This is a genomic window from Methylobacterium terrae (genome assembly GCF_003173755.1).
Lineage (GTDB): Bacteria > Pseudomonadota > Alphaproteobacteria > Rhizobiales > Beijerinckiaceae > Methylobacterium > Methylobacterium terrae.
Window position 1 is genome coordinate 4,273,579 of record NZ_CP029553.1, and the last position, 17,842, is coordinate 4,291,420.

A 17,842-nucleotide genomic window follows, 5' to 3' on the forward strand; every position below is an offset into this window, starting at 1 on the left:
AGACTCGGGCCGGCCGGGTTACACGCCCGCCGCGCTGGATCCGCGATCGCCGATGTCCGGGCGCCCGAGGGAAACCTTCCGAGGCCCGGCATTGCTGACGATCGTCTTGGGCGCGATCGATTACGCCACGATCAGCGCGGCGGGCCCGCCACGAGGAGCGGCGGCAGCGGCTCACAACCCTCCGTCGCGCAGCCGGTACCAGGCGACCACCGCCGAGGCGTAGAGGCGGTGCAGCCCGTGCAGCGGCAGCGGGGTGATCGGGGTCGGCGCGATCGGCAGCGCGTCGGCGTCGCCGTCCGCCAGGTAGGCGGCGATCGCCTGGCCCATCCGGGTCTGGAGGCCGACGCCGCGGCCCTGGCAGCCGATGTCGATGAGGAGGCCGGGCTCGGGCGCGTGCAGGTGGGGCAGGTAGTCCCGGGTGACCGCGACCCGCCCGCACCAGCGATGGTCGAAGCCGATGCCGGCGAGCTGCGGAAACAGCTTCGGGACGATCCGCTCCAGGTGCGCCCAGTCCGCCGCCCCCTTCGGCTCCCGGAACGGCCCGCGCCCGCCGAGCAGCAGCCGGCCGGTATGGTCGAGGCGGAAATAGAGCAGGAGCTTGCGGGTGTCGGAGGAGACCTGGCCCTCCGGCAGGACGCTGCGGCGCAGGTTGTCGGAGAGCGGCGTCGTGGCGACCTGGAAGGAGTTGGCGGCGATGATGGTCTGCCGCAGCTTCGGCCACAGGTCGCCCGAGTAGCCGTTGGTGCACAGCACCACCCGTTCGGTCGTCAGGGCCGGGCCGGCGGCGGTCCGCACCGTCCAGGTCTCGCCCTGCGTGGTGTTCCCTTGCCGCGACAGGCCGGTCACCGGGCTGTCGGTGTGGATCTGGGCGCCGGCCGCGAGCGCGGCCCGCGCGAGGCCGCGGGCGTAGGAGAGCGGCTGCACCGCGCCGCCGCGCCCGTCGAGCCAGCCGCCGAGATAGCGCTCGGAGCCGATCAGCCGTCCGGCCTCGGCCTTGTCGAGGAGCCTGGTCGGGGCGCCGCGCTTCGCCCATTGCTCCGCCCGGCGCTCGGCCTGGACCAGCCCCTCGGCGGTGTGGGCGCCCTGGATCCAGCCGGTGCGGGTGTGGGGCACGTCCATGCGGTGCCTGCCGATGAGGTCGAACACCGCGTCGGCGGTGCCGGCCCCGAAGGCGGCGAGGCGCTCGCCGCGCTCCGGCCCGAACATCCGCACGAGCTCGTCGGGATCGTGCTTGAGGCCCGGGATCACCTGGCCGCCGTTGCGGCCCGAGCCGCCGAAGCCGATCTCGCGCGCCTCGAGCAGCACCGGCTTCAGGCCTCGTTCCGCGAGGTGGAGCGCCGTCGACAGGCCGCAGAAGCCGCCGCCGATCACCACCACGTCGGCCCGGCCGGATTCGGTCAGCGGCGCGGTCGCCGGCGGGGCCGAGGCGGTCGTCGCCCAGAGGGCGGGCCCGAGGGGGAAGGGTTCGGTCATCCGGTACGCCTCGTCACAACGGGTTCAGCACGCGCCGCAGGAAGTCCTGGGTGCGGGGCTGCTGGGGCCGGCCCAGCACCTCGCGGGCGGGGCCCTCCTCGACGATCACGCCGCCGTCGAGGAACAGCACCCGGTCGGCGACCTCGCGGGCAAAGCTCATCTCGTGGGTGACGACCACCATGGTCATCCCCTCCTCGGCGAGGCCTCGCATCGTGCCCAGCACCTCGCCGACGAGCTCCGGGTCGAGGGCCGAGGTCGGCTCGTCGAACAGGATCGCGTCGGGGCGCATGGCGAGCGCCCGGGCGATGGCGACCCGCTGCTGCTGGCCGCCGGAGAGTTTCGGCGGATACGCCTCCTCCTTGCCGGACAGGCCGACCCGGACGAGCAGCGCCCGGCCGCGCTCGGTCGCCTCCCGGCGGTCCTCGCCCTTCACGTAGATCGGCCCCTCGATGACGTTCTCGAGCGCCGTACGGTGCGGGAACAGGTTGAAGCGCTGGAACACCATCGAGACCTGGACCCGGACGGCGCGGATCGAGCGGTCGGACCGGTCGACCTTGCGGCCATTCACGGTGATCGTGCCGGAATCGTAGGATTCGAGCCCGTTGATGCAACGCAAGACCGTCGACTTGCCCGAGCCCGACGGCCCGATGATGCAGACCACCTCGCCCTTCGAGACCCGGGCGGTGATGCCCTTGAGGACCGGCAGCGCGCCGTAGGACTTGCGGACGTCGGTGAGCGCGATCATCGCCGGCCGGCCTGCTTCTCGAAGTGGCGCACGATCAGGATCAGCGGCAGGCTCAGGGTGAGGTACATCAGCGCCACCAGCGTGAACACGCTGGTGTTCTTGAACGTCGCCGAGGCGATGAGCTTGCCCTGGAGCGCCAGCTCGGCCACCGTGATGGTCGAGGCCTGCGACGAATCCTTCAGCATCATGATCATCACGTTGCCGAAGGGCGGCAGCGCGGTGCGGAAGGCCTGCGGCAGCAGCACCCGCCGCATGGTCAGCCCCCAGCCCATGCCGATGGTCTGCGCCGCCTCGACCTGACCCTTGTCGATCGCCTCGATGGCGGCGCGGAAATTCTCGGCCTGGTAGGCCGAGTAGGCGAGGCCCAAGCCCAGCACGCCCGCCTGCACCGCCGAGAGCGACAGGCCGTAATCCGGCAGCACGAAGTAGATGTAGAACAGCTGCACGATGATCGGGATGCCCCGGATCACGTTGACGAAGGTCGCGGCGAAGAACGACAGGGCGCGTACCCCCGAGACCCGCATCATCGCCCAGACGAGGCCGAGCGCCGTCGAGACCACGAGCGAGCCCGCCGTGATCAGGATCGTCAGCCACACGCCCTGGAGCAGGATGGGGACGAACTCGCGGGCGTCGGCGAGAAAGCTGTCCATGGCAGGCCGCGTCCGATCAGGACGGATTCACCGACGGCTGCAGGCCCCACTTCTCCAGGATACGCGCGAGCTCGCCGTTCTCCTTGATCTTGGAGAGCCCCGCATTGATCTTGGCGAGCAAAGCCGCGTCGTCCTTGCGCACGCCGATGCCGACCGAGCCGACGACCACCGGCTTGTACGAGCCGACGAGGTGGGCGTTGGGGAAGTTGCCGCTCTTGAGGTTGTAGGCGATGATCGGCGCGTCGGCGAAGACCGCCTTGACCCGGCCGGCATTCACGTCCCGCAGCATGTCCGGGAAGGTGTCGTAGACCTTCACGTCGGAGAACTGGCCCGACTTCTTCAGCGCGTCGACGAAGGCGGTGCCGACCTGGGCGCCGACCGTCTCGCCCTTCAGGTCGGCGAAGGCGGTGTAGGCCTTGGTGTCGGCCTTCGGGACCACCAGCCCCTCGCCGTAGGTGTAGACCGGCGCGGAGAACGCGATCACCTCCTGGCGCGGGGGCGTGATGAACATCGCGGCCGAGATCGCGTCGATCTTCTTGGCGGTGAGCGCCGCGATCAGGGTCGAGAACTGGAACGGCTCGATCTGCACCGAGAATCCGGCCTGCTTGCCGATCGCCGAGATCACGTCCACCATCACGCCCTGGATGGTGTTGGTCTTGGTGTCGAGGAAGGTGAAGGGCACGCCCGTCGGCGTCGAGCCGACCCGGACTGTCTCCTGCGCCAGGGCGGGCCGGGCGAGGGCGGTGCCCGCGAGCAGCATCAGCGCCGCGCCCGCCGCCTGAATCAGACGCCTCGTCATCCCGCTCCCCTCCCGACGATGGACGGCTCTTCACGCCGCCTCGAATTTCATTGACATGAACATCAGGCCATATTTCGCTGCCTCACGCAATCCGATTTCATGCACATGAAACAGGCGGCAGACGGACCACGAAACGGGCAGGAGGCGGCCGACCCGGCGACGCGCTTGGCGACCGGCCTCGCCGCCGACTTCGCCGCCGATCTGGCGGTCGGGCAGCGGCTGCGCGGCTTGCGGCGCGAGCGCGGCCTGTCGCTGAAGGCGGTGGCGGGCTCGACCGGGCTGTCGATCGGCTATCTCAGCCAGGTCGAGCGCGGCCTGTCCTCGCCGTCCCTGCGGGTGCTGACCCGGGTCGCCGACCTCCTCGGGGTCGGCCTCGGGGCCCTGTTCGGCGATGTGGAGGGATCGCCGGCCGACGGGATCGTCACGCGGGCCGACGCGCGGGCGGCGCTCACCCTCTGGCGCGCCGGCATCACCAAGCAGCTTCTGACGCAGGGCGACGGGACCCTGAGCCTGTTCCTGATGCAGCTCGCGCCCCTCGCCGGCACCGGCGACCAGCCCCTGATCCACGACGGCGAGGAGGCCGGGCTGGTGATGGAGGGCGCCCTCGTCCTCACGGTCGAGGGCAGCACGGCCGAGCTCGGCCGCGGCGACAGCTTCCGCTTCGCCAGCCGGCGCCCGCACCGCTACCGCAACCCGTCCACCGACCGGCCGGCCGTGGTCCTGTGGGTCAACGCCGTCCCGCGACGCTGAAGCACTAACAGGAAAATCGTCTCAAACTCGCGGCCGCGCCGCCGATCTTCACGATGCGTGAAGCCTACCCGGGGAGGGTACAGGTCGACGGAGCCGGAGCCGAATCATGACGAGGCAGAGCGGGTGCGGGCAGTGCAGGAGCGGCGAGCCGCTGCCCTTCGCCTTCACGATGGCGTTCCACCCGATCGTCGATCTCGCGACCGGCGGCGTCTGGGGCTACGAGGCGCTGGTGCGCGGCACAGAGGGGCAGGGCGCGGGCTTCATCCTCGGCCAGGTCAACGACGACAACCGCTACCGCTTCGACCAGGCCTGCCGCACCAAGGCGATCGAGCTCGCCGGCGGGCTGTTCCCGGCCGGCGACGTGCGGCTGTCGATCAACTTCCTGCCGAACGCGGTCTACGAGCCGGCGGCCTGCATCCGCGCCACCCTCGAGGCGGCGCGGCGCATCGGCTTCTCCCACCAGCGGATCATGTTCGAGTTCACCGAGAACGAGCGCATGACCGACGTCGCGCACGTCCAGCGCATCATCACCGATTACCGCCAGCGCGGCTTCCTCACGGCGCTGGACGATTTCGGCGCCGGCTACGCGGGCCTGGGCCTCCTGGCGCGCTTCCAGCCCGACCTGATCAAGCTCGACATGGAGCTCATCCGCGGCATCGCCGACTCGCCGGCCCGTCGGGCGATCGTCTCGGGGGTGATCGGCATCGCCCGGGCGCTCGGCATCGCGGTGATCGCGGAGGGGATCGAGACCGCCGACGAGCTCGCCGCGCTACGCGAGGCCGGCATCACCCTGTTCCAGGGCTACCTGTTCGCCCGGCCGGCGGTGGCGGCACTGCCGGAGCTGAACCTGCCGGAGATGCGGCGGGCGGCGTGACGCGGGGGCCGGGGGCCGCTCCCGCCTTCCCCGTCGCTCCGGGGGGCGCGAGGCGGAACCCGGAATTCGGGTGCGCCGTGGGCGAACCAGGCTGATCGCCTCCCGCTCCATTCCCGTCGACCTGATCGTCCGGCTTGCGGACTTCGCTTTCGTCGCCACGGCACGACGAGGCAAACTGGAACTCCGAGCACATCGATCCACGCTCGCCGGGACGATACGCCGAGGCCGGAGCAATCTTCCGATCGCCGAACCCCGACACGCGGCGTGCGTCGTCCGGACTCGGACAGACCATTCTCTCCCAGCGTCCTGGCCGCAAACCTGCCGCAGACGAGCGCTTTTCCGTCGCCGCCCCGTCCCGTCCTGCGCCACGTTCGGCTGGAATCGCGCGAGGACGCTACGTCCGCTTTGACGCGTGTCCCGCTTCGGTCTAAAGCTGCTTCGAGGTATCCGAAGCAAGAGTTGTGCCGATCTCGGCCCGAACCGGGACGGCGCAGGGCGGGGCTGGCTGATGGGTTTGCTGCAACGGCTCGAGATGCGCCAGGGCCAGGCCCTGGTGATGACGCCGCAACTCCTGCAGGCGATCAAGCTTCTGCAGCTCTCCCACCTCGACCTCGCGACCTACGTCGATGCCGAGCTGGAGCGCAACCCGCTGCTGGAGCGGGCCGAGGTCGAGGCGGCCGAGCCGGGCGAGGCGCGGAGCGAATCCTTCGAGGCCGCCGATGCGTCCCGGGACGGGGGCGACGGCGACGGCTTCGACGGGGAGGCCTCGGCCGAGCCGTGGCTCTCCCACGACCTCAACCCGAGCCGCAGCGAGATCGAGGGCGATCTCGGCACCCGCCTCGACAACGTCTTTCCCGACGACGGTCCGGTGGGCCGCGAGGCGCCGGCGGCGGGGGGCGAGGGCCTGTCACTCACGCCCGCCCCCTGGAGCGGCACCGGCGGCAGCTTCGACGGCGAGGCGCCGGATTTCGAGGCGACGCTGACCAGCGAATCCTCGCTGCACGAGCACCTCTCGGCCCAGCTCGAGCTGGCCACCCGCGACCCCGTCGAGCGCCTGGTCGGCGGCTTCCTGGTCGATGCCGTCGACGAGGCCGGCTACCTGCGCGAGGATCTCGCGGCCCTCGCCGAGCGGCTCGGCGTCGGCCTGTCCGTCGTCGAGCGGGTGCTGGGCATCGTGCAGGGCTTCGACCCGTCCGGCGTCGGCGCCCGCGACCTCGCCGAGTGCCTGGCGATCCAGCTGCGCGAGCTCGACCGGTTCGATCCGGCGATGCAGGCGCTGGTCTCGCGCCTCGACCTCGTCGCCAAGCGCGACTTCGCGGGGTTGCGCCGCCTGTGCGGGGTCGACGAGGAGGACCTCGCCGACATGCTGTCCGAGCTGCGCCGCCTCGACCCCAAGCCCGGCCGCGCCTTCGGCGCCGGCCCGGTCGAGGTGCTGGTGCCCGACGTGTTCGTGCGCCCGGCACCGGACGGCTCGTGGCTCGTGGAGCTCAACAGCGAGGCCCTGCCCCGGGTGCTGGTCAACCAGAGCTACTACGCCACCGTCTCCCGCGGGGCGAAGACCGATACCGACAAGGCCTTCCTGTCGGAATGCCTGCAGACCGCCAACTGGCTCACACGCAGCCTGGAGCAGCGCGCCCGCACCATCCTGAAGGTGGCGAGCGAGATCGTGCGCCAGCAGGACGGCTTCTTCGTCAACGGCGTCGCCCACCTGCGGCCGCTCAACCTGAAGACCGTCGCCGACGCGATCGGCATGCACGAATCCACCGTCTCGCGGGTGACCTCGAACAAGTCGATCGGCACCAGCCGCGGCACCTTCGAGATGAAGTACTTCTTCACCGCGGCGATCCCCGGGGCGGCCGGCGCCGCGGCCCATTCCTCGGAGGCCGTGCGCTACCGGATCAAGCAGCTCATCGACGCCGAGGCCGACGACGTCCTGTCGGACGACGCCCTGGTGCAGCGCCTGCGCGGCGAGGGCGTCGACATCGCCCGCCGCACCGTGGCGAAGTACCGGGAATCCCTGCGCATCCCCTCCTCGATCGAGCGCCGGCGCGAGCGGGCGGCGATGCCGGCGCGCTGACCGCGCCTCCGTCACCGATGCCGGCGCGCTGACCGCGCCTCTGCCCCAAAGGCGCCCGCCGCAACCGAGCCGGCTTCGTTGACTTCGCCTTCGGTCATTCCTAGCTCTTGAGGGCTGGCCCCTAGCGCCGGAGACGTCCCCGGGGCGCGGGCCGACGAACGACGAGACCGGAGGGAGCCGATGGCAGCGTTGCGCGTGTCAGGTCGTGGCGTGGATTTGGGAGAGGCGCTGAGGACGCGGGTGGAGGAGCGGATCTCCGCGGCCCTCGCCAAGTACTTCGACGGCGCCTATAACGGCCACGTGACGGTCGCGCGGGACGGCGGCGCCTATCGCACCGACTGCGTGCTGCACCTACCCTCCGGCATCACCCTCGAGGCGTCGGGCACCGCCCACGACGCGAATGCGAGCTTCGACCAGACCGCCGATCGGATCGAGAAGCGCCTGCGCCGCTACAAGCACCGCCTCAAGGCCCATCCGAACGGCCACGCCAAGGACGCCGCCGTGATCGACGGGCTCGCGCCCGTGGACACCGCCGTGATGGAGGCGGCCTACTCGGTGATGGAATCGCCCGAGGAGGATACCGGCGAGCACCCCCCGATCATCGCCGAGAGCACCCGCACCCTGCACCGGCGCACGGTGAGCGAGGCGGTGGTGGAGCTCGATCTCACCGGCGTCCCCGTCCTCGTCTTCGTTCACGCTGGCACCGAGCGGGTCAACGTCGTATATCGTCGGGGCGACGGCGCGATCGGCTGGATCGATCCGCCGGAACGCGGCACTCCGTGAGCGGGCTCGTCCCCTCTCCCGGAAGGCCTCCGGTCCTGGAACAAGAGCGGGGCGCGCCAGCGCGCTCCCCGCCGATGAGGCAGCGGTCTCGATGCCATTGCTGGAATTCCTGAAGCCGGAGGCGGTCCTCCCGGCGCTGCGCGCGCAGGGGAAGAAGCAGGTTCTGCAGGAGCTGGCCGCCCAGGCGGCCCGCCACCTGCCGGGCCTGGACGAGCGCGAGATCTTCGAGACGCTGCTGCAGCGCGAGCGCCTGGGCTCCACCGGCATCGGCGAGGGCGTGGCGATCCCGCACGGCAAGCTGCCGGGGCTCGACACGCTGTTCGGCCTGATGGCGCGCCTCGAGCGCCCGGTCGATTTCGAAGCGCTCGACGGCCAGCCGGTCGACATCGCCTTCCTGCTGCTCGCCCCCGAGGGCGCCGGCGCCGACCACCTGAAGGCGCTCGCCCGGGTCGCCCGGGTGCTGCGCGAGCCCGGCATCATCGACCGCATCCGCGCCGCCCGCGACGCCGACGCGCTCTACGCCCTCCTGACCCAATCCCCCGCCCAAGCGGCATGACAATCCTGGCGTAGCAATCCTGGCGTGACCATTCCGGCGTGACGATGCGGATCTCACTACTCGCCGCGGCCCTCCTCGCCGCGGCCGCCCCGGCGCGTGCCGTCGACGGCACCTGCGCCCGCGACCTCCTGGTGGCGCAATCCTCGCAGAAGACCGCGATCGAGCGCCTGGAAATGCTCGGCGACAGCGATGCCGACCGCTGCCGCGGCTGGCGCCAGCACGTCGACACGATGCGTCGCGCCGCGACCGTCTACGGCCGCTGCCTGTCGGGCGGCGAGCGCAACGAGCGCCTGGCCCAGGTCCAGGGCTCGGAGAAGGAATTCTCGGAGCTGCTGCGGAGCCGCTGCAAGGGGCGGTGAGGGCTCCCGCCGACGCGCGAGGCGATCAGGGCCTCACCGCACCAGCGGCTCGGCCACCATCTTGACCGGGTGGCCGCGGCTGACCAGCACCGCGGCGCTCGAATGCTCGGGGTCGGTCTCGAACCGGGTGCGGACCCAGGCGACCAGGAACTTCGCGTATTCCGAGGCGAGCAGCCGCGCCGAGGCCGGGTGGCGCCACCACTGGTCGGGGTCGATCCCCTCCGGCACGACCGGGTGCGGGATCACCCGGTGTCCGTCGGCGAGCGCGTGGTCGAGTTCCACCAGCGTGCGCGGCATGTGGTAGTTCGAGGTCACCACCGCGACGCTGCGGAACCCGTTCTCGCGCATCCAGCGCCGGATCTCGATGGCGTTGCCGATGGTGTTGCGGGCCCGGTAGTCGAGATCGACGCAGCAGGCGATCAGGTGCTGCTGGCCCGGGTTCAGCCGGGCGATCTCCTCGCGGCTGGTGCGCTCGTTGACCCCGGTGATCAGCAGGCGCCGCCCGTAGCCGCCGGCCAGCAGGTCCATCGCGTCCTCGATGCGCTGCGCCCCGCCGGTGAGCGCCACGATGCCGTCGGAGGGGCCGAGCGGCATCCGCTCCGACCGGGCGAGGCCCGACACGAAGGCGAGGAAGCCGAGGCCGAGGACGAGGCCGGCGACGAGGCCCGTCCCGGCCAGCGCGACGGCCAGGCGGCGGCGCAGGCTCCAGGGGGCCGAAGGCTCGGGCACCGGAAACCGGGGAGCTGGAGACTTGAGAGCTGGAGACTTGGAATCCGGAGACTTGGGATCCGGAGACTTGGGGGAACGGGATCCGAGGGCCGGGGATTGGGGCGGGTGCAGCCCGTCGGGGCCCTCGCCCGACCAGGACCATCCCACCACGTCGCCGGTTCGCGTCTTCATTCGGCGGTGCATCCGCGAGGCCATCTCACCTTTTGTCGAGCATAGTGCCGATTGCGGCGCCCGAGAGGCAACAGCGTGAGGCGCCGAATCGTTCACGCCCCTTGCCCGCCCCTGTGAAGAGCGGGCAACGGCCGAAGGCACGGGCGATGCTGGCACTCGAACCTGGCGTCAGGCTGGCGTCAGTCGAGGAAGCGCCGCACGGTGAGCCGCGAGACGAAGGCGGTCACGACCGAGGCGATGACCCCGATCAGCACCACGCTGGCATAGCCGCGCCAGCCGATGGCGAAGCCGCCGAACAGGGCCTCGATCTCGTCGCCGGCAGGTCCCGCCCGCCACAGCCGGGCGAGCGCGCCCCCGAGGCCGATCACCGCCAGCGCCGCCGCCGCCCCGATCGCGCCGCCGCGCAACCCCAAGCGGAAGAAGCGGCGCTGGAACTCGCGGGCGATGAAGTCGGCGTCCGCCCCGACGAAGTGCAGCACCTCCACCACCTCGCGGTTGCCCGCCATGGCGCCGCGGGTCGCGAAGGTGACGGCGAGCCCCGTGGCGAGCAGCACCAGGCCCACCACCGCGACGCCGACGCCGACCACGGTGTTGGCCATGGTCGAGAGCCGCGACATCCAGAGCGCGTGGTCGTCGAGGCTCGCGACGCCGGGCAGCGCCTCGGCGAGGCGCTGGCGCAAGGCGCCGAGGTCGGGCGTGCCGGCGAGCCGCACCGTGATGAGGCGCGGCACCGGCAGGTCGCCGAGGTCGAGACCGGTGCCGAGCCAGGGCTCGAGCAGGCGCTCCGATTCCGCCTTGGTGAAGGGCCGCGTCGCCGCGATGCCGGGGGTGGCCGAGGCCAGCGCCGCCGCCTTGGCGACGTCGGCGTCGGTGTCGCGGCCCGGCCCCGGTCGGACCTGGATCGTCACCTCCTGGGCCACCGAGCCCTGCCACTGCGCCGCGCTCGAGGCGACGATCTCGGCGCCGCCGGCGCAGAGGGCGGCGAGGAAGGTCAGGATCGCGATCACCGCGGCGAGCGCCCGGCCGGCGCTGGTGTCGGTCGGCACGAGGGCCGCGTTGCGGCGCAAGGTCGGCGGCAGGTCGGGAGCGCGCGCCTCGCGCCGTCCCGCCCGTTCCAGGGTGGTCCCGTCAGACATGGTGCGTCTCCCCGCGGCTCATCCCTCGATTCGCAGGCGGTTGTTGCCGAGCACGAACCGGCGCGCGTCGACGAGGTCCATCAGGGCGAAGTCGTGGGTCGCGATCAGCACCGAGGTGCCGAGGCGGTTGAGCTCGACGAACAGGCGCAGCAGGCGCCGGCCGAGCTGGGGATCGACGTTGCCGGTCGGCTCGTCGGCGAGCAGCAATTCGGGCCGGGCGATCAGCGCCCGGGCGATCGCCGCGCGCTGCTTCTCGCCGCCCGAGAGCAGCGGCGGCAGCACGTGCATGCGCTCCCCCAAGCCCACCCAGCGCAGGAGCTCCACCACCTCAGCCCGGTAGCTCGTCTCGGCCCGGCCCTGGACGCGCAGCGGCAGGGCGACGTTCTCGTAGGTGGTGAGGTGGTCGAGCAGGCGGAAATCCTGGAACACCACGCCCATGCGCCGGCGCAACGAGGTGAGGGCGCCGCTCGAGATGCCGCTCACCTCCTCGCCGAACACCGAGACGAGGCCCCGGCTCGGCCGCACCGAGAGCAGGATCAGGCGCAGCAGCGTCGTCTTGCCGGCGCCCGAGGGGCCGGTGAGGAACTGGAACGAGTGCGGCGCGATGGTGAAGCTGATGTCGCTCAGGACCTCCGGGCCGACCCCGTAGCGCATCCCCACGTTCTCGAACCGGACCACCGGCTCGTCCATCCCGCCGAGCAGGCTCTTTCCGGTCCCCCGGTCCGTTCTCGCGTCCATCCGGTCTCCCTACGGGTCCCTCGCGGCGGGCCCGGTTGCGATCCGCGCCGCTTTACCACGCATTAAGGCTATCGCGGGAGGAGTCGTGGTCCGGCCCCGGTGCCGCGCCCGACTGATTCGCCATGCTGATCGTCTGCCCCGCCTGCGCAAGTGAATATACGCTCGACGCCGACAAGATCGGCCCGGCCGGGCGCACCGTGCGCTGCGCCGCCTGCCGCGAGCCCTGGTTCGTGTCCGCCCCGGCGCCCGAGGCGGACGCCGCGCTCGCGCCGCCGGGCGAGGCGGTGTTCACCGCCGCCGAGGCGGCGAGGACCCCGTCCCGTCGCGCCGGTCCCCGCGCTGCGCCGGCACGCGCGGGTGCGCCCCGGCGCCGGCGCCTCGTCGCGGCGGCCGCCCTGCTCGCGGGGTGCGGCGCGGTCGCGGCCGCCCTCCTGCCCGCCGGGCGCTCCGGCGTCGTGCGCGCCCTGCCGGCGACCGCGAAGCTCTACGCGGCGGTCGGCCTGCCGGTGAACCTGCGCGGCCTCGCCTTCCGGGACGTCGCCGCCTACCAGCTGCCGGATGCCTCGGGGAGCGGCCGCCTCGTCGTCGAGGGCGACGTGGTGAGCGCCGCCAAGGGCGCGGTGCCGGTGCCCCGCCTGAGCCTCGAACTGCGCGACGAGCACGGGCAGGTCGTCTACCGCTGGACCGCCGAGGCGCCGCGGGACCGGCTCGAGCCGGAGGAATCCGCCCGCTTCCGGGCCGAGCTGCCGGCCGCGCCGGCCAAGGGCCGCCAGGTGCTGGTCCGCTTTGCCGCGGTTGACAGCGGAGATTCTGCCGTCAGCCTGAGGGCTCCGACGAACGCGCAAGCGACCCTCCCCTGAGCGAACCCCAAAGACCGAGACCGATGAACCCTCCCCTGCCCCGCGTCCGCGTCCTCTTCGACGAATCCGCCATCGCGCAGCGCAACGAGGAGATCGCGCGCGCGATCGCGGCCCAGCCGCTCGAGAACCTCCTGGTGGTGGCGGTGCTCAAGGGCAGCTTCATGTTCGCCGCCGACCTGATCCGGGCGCTGCACCGGGCGGGGCTGGCGCCGCAGGTCGAGTTCATCCACCTGTCGAGCTACCGCGCCGCCACCGTGTCCTCGGGCCAGGTCGCGATCCTGCGCGACGTCGAGAGCGAGGTGCGCGGGCGCGACGTGCTCCTGATCGACGACATCCTCGAATCCGGCCGCACCCTCGTCTACGCCAAGGACCTGCTGATGGCCCGCGGCGCGCGGCGCGTGCTCACCACCGTGCTACTCGAGAAGCCCGGCAAGCGCGCGGTGACGATGGACGCGGATTACGTCGGCTTCACCTGCCCGGACGTGTTCGTGGTCGGCTACGGGATGGACGTGGCCCACGCCTTCCGGCAACTGCCCTATGTCGGCCTCGTCGATTACGGCGACGGCGATCCGGACCTGTTCGACAAGGAGTGAGGGATCGGAAGCGCGGGATCGGGTCGGGGCCGCGAGCCCGGAGCGATGCGCGATTGCAACGCCGCCGGGCCTCCGCCCGGAAAGCGACGCGAAAGCGGAACCTCAGCCACCGCAGTGGCTTGACCCGGGACCGAAGGCCCGATCACACTTGCCGTGTCCACGGGGTTTTTCGGCCCAGAGAGACGAGAGGACATGGCGCGCATCCTGCTGGTCGACGACGAGGAACCGATCCGCGGCTTCCTGAAGCGCGGGCTGGAGATGGACGGCCATACGGTCGTGACGGCGGTCGACGGCAGCGACGGTCTCGACCGGCTGGCCGAGGACGCCTTCGACCTGATGCTGACGGACATCCGCATGCCGCTGATGGACGGCATCGCCCTGTCGCTCGCGGCCAAGCGCGACTACCCCGACCTGACGATCCTGCTGATGACGGGCTTCGCCGACCAGCGCGAGCGCGCCCGCGGCCTCGACGCGATTGTAGCCGACGTGCTGACCAAGCCCTTCACCCTCGCCGACATGCGCGCCACGGTCTCCCGCGCGCTGCGCGCCGCCGGGGCGGTGGCGGCGCGCTAGAGCGTCCTCCGGCGGAGCGGGGACCGGTTCGCCGCAGACAATGCGGCAAAATCAAAGACCTGGAGCAGCGTCCGATCAGGCGCCGTTCTAGATCGGCGGGTCGCGCTCCGGACCCGCGAAATGGGCGAGCGCGAAATCGACGAACGAGCGCAGCTTCGGGGTGATCCGCCGGTCCGGCGCGTAGAGCAGGTGCATCGGTCGCGAGACGGGCCGGTAATCCGGCAGCACCGGCACGAGGTGGCCCGCCGCGACCGCGTCCCGCATCAGGGCCGCCGGCTGCAGCAGCAGGCCGAGACCGGCGAGCGCCGCGGTCAGCAGGGCCTGGCCGTTATTGACCAGGAGCCGGTACGACACCTCGACCGCCTCGGGCCCGTCCGGCCCGGTGAAGCGCCACTGGTCCCCCGTCGCCATGTAGGCAAAGCCCAGGCATTCGTGATGCCTCAGGTCGGCCGGCACGCGCGGCGCGCCCCGTTCCGCGAGGTAGGACGGAGCGGCGCAGAGGGTGAAGTCCATCGGGCGCAACGCGCGGGCGATCAGGCCGCTCTCGGCCGGCGGGCCGACGCGGAAGACCACCTCGTAGCCCTCCTCGATCAGGTCGACCTTGCGGTCCGACAGGGTCAGCTCGACATCGACCTGCGGGTAGGCCGCGAGGTAGGCCGGCAGCACCCGGGCGAGGTCGTAGGCGCCGAAGGTGACCGAGGCGTTGACCCGGATCCGGCCCCGCGGCACCGCCTGGCTGCTGGCCGCGGCCGCCTCCACCGCCTCGACATCCGCCAGGATGATGCGCACCCGCTCGTAGAGCGCGCGGCCCGCCTCGGTCAGACTCTGCCGGCGCGTCGTCCGGTGGATCAGGCGAACGCCGAGATGCTCCTCCAGCAGGCGCACCTGCTTGCCCACCGCCTGCGGCGAGAGCCCGAGCGCCTCGCCCGCGGCCGAGAACGAGCCCGTCTCGACCGCCCTGGCGAAGGCCTCCATGCCGGTCAGACGGTCCATGGATCGGAAACCACCCGTTTCAAATCTCGAATGCGCGGCCGGATTTATCACGCGATCCCGCGGGTTCATACCGGGCGACACGAACGGGGCAGACCAGAGGAGAAGCCCGCCATGTCGAGCCAGCAGCGCCGCGTCGCGATCACCGAGTTCGGCCCGCCGCAGGTCATGCGCCTGCAGACCGAAACCCTCGCTGCCCCCGGCCCGGGCGAGGCGCAGTTGCGCCAGACGGCCGTCGGCTTCAACTTCATCGACGTCTACCAGCGCCGGGGCGCCTACCCGCTCGACCTGCCGACCGGGCTCGGCTTCGAGGCGGCGGGCATCGTCGAGGCGGTGGGGCCGGACGTCCCGGACCTGAAGCCCGGCGACCGCGTGGCGACCATGAATGCCGGCGTCGGCGCCTATGCCGACCGGCGCAACGTGCCGGCGGGCAAGCTCGTGCGGATCCCCGAGGGCGTCGCCGACGAGGCCGCCGCCGCCCTGCTGTTCAAGGGGATGACGGCGCAGTACCTGCTGCGCAAGACCCACGCGGTGCAGGCGGGCGACCTGCTGCTGGTGCATTCCGCCGCCGGCGGCGTCGGCCAGATCCTGACCCGCTGGGCGACGGCTCTGGGCGCCACGGTGATCGGCACCACCGGCTCGCCGGCGAAGCGCGACGCGGGCCTCGCCGCCGGCTGCGCGGCGGTGATCGACCTCACCGATCCCGACTGGCCCAGGGCCTTCCTGGAGGCGACCGGCGGCGCCAAGGCCCGGGTCGTCTACGACGCGGTCGGCAAGGACACGCTCCTGAAGTCCCTCGACTGCGCCGCCCCGTTCGGCCTCGTCGTCTCGTACGGCGCGGCGTCGGGCCCGTCCCCGGCGATCGACCCGGAACTCCTCAACAAGAAGGGCTGCCTGTTCCTCACCCGCCCGTCGGTCTTCCCGCACAACGCCGACCCGGCCACCTTCCGGGCCAACGCCGCCGACCTGTTCGACGCGATCGCGCGCGGCCACGTCGCGGTCGATATCGGGGCGCGGTTCCCGCTCGACGAGGTGGTGCAGGCGCACGAGGCGGCGGAGGCGCGGAAGGTCACGGGAGCGATCGTGCTGGTGCCGTGATGCGGAGTGTCGCGGGGGCCCCGGCTCCTCGACCTTCCCACTGCCGCGCCGTCCCGCATCACGGCGCGGCCCGGGGCTGAGCCGGTGACGAAGTCCTCGCGCCCGATCACCGCCTCCGCCCTGTCGGCGTGGCATCGAAGCACAACGATAGACGTGGTCCGGTAGAAGGACGTTCAAACGGTGGCCGCCCTGCCGCAACATCGTCGGCAGGTGGTCATTCCTGTGTATTATCATGATATAATGTTTTAGAATTGTTGACTTTAATCATCCGCAATAAATCTTATCGATGTTTTATCTGGTCGTCATACTCAAGTCTTGTTTCCGGAAATTTTTCAAACCCGAAAATATCATGACAAATGACCAAATACTTCACACCATACGAATCGCTCCTGAATTGGACGATTGGTTCGCGCGAGGCGTTGCCATAGAAGTCTTTATTAGATAAGTTAAATCACAAGACTAACAAGAGCACGACCCACCGGTCCGATCTCTTCGCATCCTGCAGGGAGGTATCCATGCGCTGCACATGCCACATCGTGCCGGCGGACGTTCTGCGCAGGCTGGCGCAGGATGCCTCGCTGTCGCAGGACACGCAGCGGGCCTTCATCGATACGGCGAAGGTCGACGTCGAGCAGCGTCGCATCCGCGTACAGGCCGTGAAGCTCACGATGGTCGCGCAAGCCACGGCGCAGACCGTCACGGCGCTCGCTCCTGCACCCGCTCTGTCCCTCTACGACTGCAACCACACGCAGAACCTGCCGGGCACGCCCATCGCCAATCCCCCGGCTTCTGCGGACCAGACCGCCAGAAACGTCTCCGCCACGACGAGCGACGTCGCGGACTTCTACGCCACCGTGTTCAAGCGGAACTCGATCGACGACGGCGGGATGACGCTCCTCTCGTCGATTCACTACGGCATCAAGTACGCGAACGCCTTCTGGAACGGCCTCCAGATGGCCTATGGCGACGGGGACGGGTTGATTTTCACGGACTTCTCTCAGTCCAACGACGTCATTGCCCACGAATTGACGCATGGCGTGACTCAATACACCCTCCAGCTCAACTATACCAACGAAGCCGGTGGACTGAACGAGCATCTCTCGGATTGTTTCGGGAGCATGTTCCGGCAGTGGAAGGCGAACCAGACCGTCGCCCAGGCCGACTGGCTGATCGGCAAGGACATCGTCGGCCCGCAAGCTCAGGCCAAGGGTTTGACCTGCCTGCGGGACATGGCGAATCCGGCGGGCGCGCACTGCATCGGCCCACAGATCACCCACTTCAGCCAGTACAAGGCGGGGATGGATCCGCATTACAGCAGCGGCGTCCCGAACCTGGCTTTTCACACCATCTGCATGGCGGTGGGCGGTCAGAGCTGGGACAAGGTCGGCCAGGTATGGTACCGGGTCATGACGACCTCCGGTGCGAAGCCTGCGATGCGCATGAAGACCTTCGCGAACCGGACCCGGTCGGCGGCGTCCCAGCTGTATCCCGGCGATACGGCCCTGAGCCAGGCCGTCGATGCCGGATGGAAACAAGTGGGCCTGTAGCCGTTTCCCGTCGAGATCGAACGACCGTGGGACACACGCCATGGACATGCTGACGATAGAACGCCTGGGAGGGCTCGCGGGTATCGGCCAACCCGGCTCCCGCATCCGGAGCCAGGGCGAGCAGCCGCTGAACGCGCTCTCCGCGGATGATCGTGCATCCGTCGAGGCGCTGTTTCGCAAGCCTCCGTCCCGGCGGCAGGCGGCGCCCATGATGAGGGACGGCTTCCGGTACCGCATCACGCGCAGCGGCGAGGCGGGCCGGCAGCAGACGATCGAGGTGCCGGAGGCGGCGGTGCCCCCGGCCCTCCGGGCCTGCGTCACGGACTCGCTGACGTGAGCGC

Annotated in this window: 20 protein-coding genes; 12 read left to right on the forward strand and 8 right to left on the reverse strand. The window is 70.9% G+C overall.

Annotated elements, in window-relative coordinates:
- Positions 1-171 precede the first annotated feature (171 nt).
- The 4 genes from DK419_RS19795 to DK419_RS19810 are packed head-to-tail and all read right to left on the reverse strand — an operon-like array spanning position 172 to position 3,667.
- Positions 172-1,473 carry an NAD(P)/FAD-dependent oxidoreductase gene (locus tag DK419_RS19795; protein ID WP_109960603.1) on the reverse strand — a complete coding sequence of 434 codons (1,302 nt, stop codon included), beginning with the start codon at positions 1,471-1,473 and terminating at the stop codon, positions 172-174.
- Positions 1,474-1,486: 13 nt separating this feature from the next.
- Positions 1,487-2,218 (reverse strand): amino acid ABC transporter ATP-binding protein, encoded by a 732-nt coding sequence (locus DK419_RS19800; RefSeq protein WP_109960604.1) that lies wholly within the window; start codon positions 2,216-2,218, stop codon positions 1,487-1,489.
- A complete protein-coding gene (locus DK419_RS19805) occupies positions 2,215-2,868 on the reverse strand; it encodes an amino acid ABC transporter permease (protein ID WP_109960605.1) in 654 nt (217 codons plus the stop codon). Before DK419_RS19805 ends, DK419_RS19800 begins: the two co-directional genes overlap by 4 nt.
- A 16-nt stretch (positions 2,869-2,884) precedes the next feature.
- The gene (locus tag DK419_RS19810) at positions 2,885-3,667 is read right to left on the reverse strand and encodes an ABC transporter substrate-binding protein (protein ID WP_109960606.1); all 783 of its coding nucleotides are present in this window, start codon (positions 3,665-3,667) and stop codon (positions 2,885-2,887) included.
- A gap of 105 nt (positions 3,668-3,772) precedes the next feature.
- Here DK419_RS19810 and DK419_RS19815 point away from each other — a divergent pair, with 105 nt between their 5' ends.
- The 6 genes from DK419_RS19815 to DK419_RS19840 all read left to right on the forward strand — a co-directional run bounded on the left by DK419_RS19815 (position 3,773) and on the right by DK419_RS19840 (position 9,066).
- Positions 3,773-4,417, forward strand: coding sequence for a helix-turn-helix domain-containing protein (locus tag DK419_RS19815; RefSeq protein WP_109960607.1), 645 nt, complete (start codon positions 3,773-3,775; stop codon positions 4,415-4,417).
- A 106-nt stretch (positions 4,418-4,523) separates the two neighbouring features.
- The gene (locus tag DK419_RS19820) at positions 4,524-5,291 is read left to right on the forward strand and encodes an EAL domain-containing protein (protein ID WP_109960608.1); all 768 of its coding nucleotides are present in this window, start codon (positions 4,524-4,526) and stop codon (positions 5,289-5,291) included.
- A 508-nt stretch (positions 5,292-5,799) separates the two neighbouring features.
- Positions 5,800-7,368 carry an RNA polymerase factor sigma-54 gene (gene rpoN, locus DK419_RS19825; protein WP_109960609.1) on the forward strand — a complete coding sequence of 523 codons (1,569 nt, stop codon included), beginning with the start codon at positions 5,800-5,802 and terminating at the stop codon, positions 7,366-7,368.
- A gap of 180 nt (positions 7,369-7,548) precedes the next feature.
- On the forward strand, positions 7,549-8,151 hold the full coding sequence (gene hpf, locus DK419_RS19830) for a ribosome hibernation-promoting factor, HPF/YfiA family (protein WP_109960610.1): 603 nt from the start codon (positions 7,549-7,551) through the stop codon (positions 8,149-8,151).
- 91 nt (positions 8,152-8,242) lie between these two features.
- Positions 8,243-8,707 (forward strand): PTS IIA-like nitrogen regulatory protein PtsN, encoded by a 465-nt coding sequence (gene ptsN, locus DK419_RS19835; protein ID WP_048451812.1) that lies wholly within the window; start codon positions 8,243-8,245, stop codon positions 8,705-8,707.
- 44 nt (positions 8,708-8,751) lie between these two features.
- Entirely contained in the window at positions 8,752-9,066 is a 315-nt protein-coding gene (locus DK419_RS19840) for a hypothetical protein (RefSeq protein ID WP_109962393.1), read from the forward strand.
- A gap of 33 nt (positions 9,067-9,099) precedes the next feature.
- Here DK419_RS19840 and DK419_RS19845 read toward each other — a convergent pair whose 3' ends face one another.
- From DK419_RS19845 to ftsE, 3 genes are all read right to left on the reverse strand, one after another.
- Entirely contained in the window at positions 9,100-9,795 is a 696-nt protein-coding gene (locus DK419_RS19845) for a YdcF family protein (RefSeq protein WP_109960611.1), read from the reverse strand.
- 350 nt (positions 9,796-10,145) lie between these two features.
- Positions 10,146-11,102 (reverse strand): cell division protein FtsX, encoded by a 957-nt coding sequence (locus DK419_RS19850; protein ID WP_109960612.1) that lies wholly within the window; start codon positions 11,100-11,102, stop codon positions 10,146-10,148.
- Between the two features lie 18 nt (positions 11,103-11,120).
- Positions 11,121-11,840: a cell division ATP-binding protein FtsE gene (gene ftsE / locus DK419_RS19855; protein ID WP_109960613.1), complete on the reverse strand. Its 720-nt coding sequence runs from the start codon at positions 11,838-11,840 to the stop codon at positions 11,121-11,123.
- Positions 11,841-11,962: 122 nt separating this feature from the next.
- Between ftsE and DK419_RS19860 the strand changes: the two genes are divergently transcribed.
- The 3 genes from DK419_RS19860 (at position 11,963) to DK419_RS19870 (ending at position 13,866) form a co-directional block, all read left to right on the forward strand.
- The gene (locus DK419_RS19860; protein ID WP_109960614.1) at positions 11,963-12,700 is read left to right on the forward strand and encodes a zinc-ribbon domain-containing protein; all 738 of its coding nucleotides are present in this window, start codon (positions 11,963-11,965) and stop codon (positions 12,698-12,700) included.
- Between the two features lie 23 nt (positions 12,701-12,723).
- Entirely contained in the window at positions 12,724-13,293 is a 570-nt protein-coding gene (hpt, locus tag DK419_RS19865) for a hypoxanthine phosphoribosyltransferase (protein WP_109960615.1), read from the forward strand.
- A gap of 192 nt (positions 13,294-13,485) precedes the next feature.
- The gene (locus DK419_RS19870) at positions 13,486-13,866 is read left to right on the forward strand and encodes a response regulator (protein WP_109960616.1); all 381 of its coding nucleotides are present in this window, start codon (positions 13,486-13,488) and stop codon (positions 13,864-13,866) included.
- A gap of 87 nt (positions 13,867-13,953) precedes the next feature.
- Here DK419_RS19870 and DK419_RS19875 read toward each other — a convergent pair whose 3' ends face one another.
- Positions 13,954-14,859 (reverse strand): LysR family transcriptional regulator, encoded by a 906-nt coding sequence (locus tag DK419_RS19875; RefSeq protein WP_109960617.1) that lies wholly within the window; start codon positions 14,857-14,859, stop codon positions 13,954-13,956.
- 111 nt (positions 14,860-14,970) lie between these two features.
- On the opposite strand from DK419_RS19875, the gene DK419_RS19880 reads away from it, so the two are divergent.
- The 3 genes from DK419_RS19880 (at position 14,971) to DK419_RS19890 (ending at position 17,838) form a co-directional block, all read left to right on the forward strand.
- Positions 14,971-15,954, forward strand: coding sequence for a quinone oxidoreductase family protein (locus tag DK419_RS19880; protein WP_109960618.1), 984 nt, complete (start codon positions 14,971-14,973; stop codon positions 15,952-15,954).
- 515 nt (positions 15,955-16,469) lie between these two features.
- Positions 16,470-17,501, forward strand: a complete 1,032-nt coding sequence (locus DK419_RS19885) for a M4 family metallopeptidase (RefSeq protein WP_109960619.1) — start codon at positions 16,470-16,472, stop codon at positions 17,499-17,501.
- A 40-nt stretch (positions 17,502-17,541) separates the two neighbouring features.
- The gene (locus DK419_RS19890; protein ID WP_109960620.1) at positions 17,542-17,838 is read left to right on the forward strand and encodes a protealysin inhibitor emfourin; all 297 of its coding nucleotides are present in this window, start codon (positions 17,542-17,544) and stop codon (positions 17,836-17,838) included.
- The last annotated feature ends 4 nt before the right edge of the window (positions 17,839-17,842 follow it).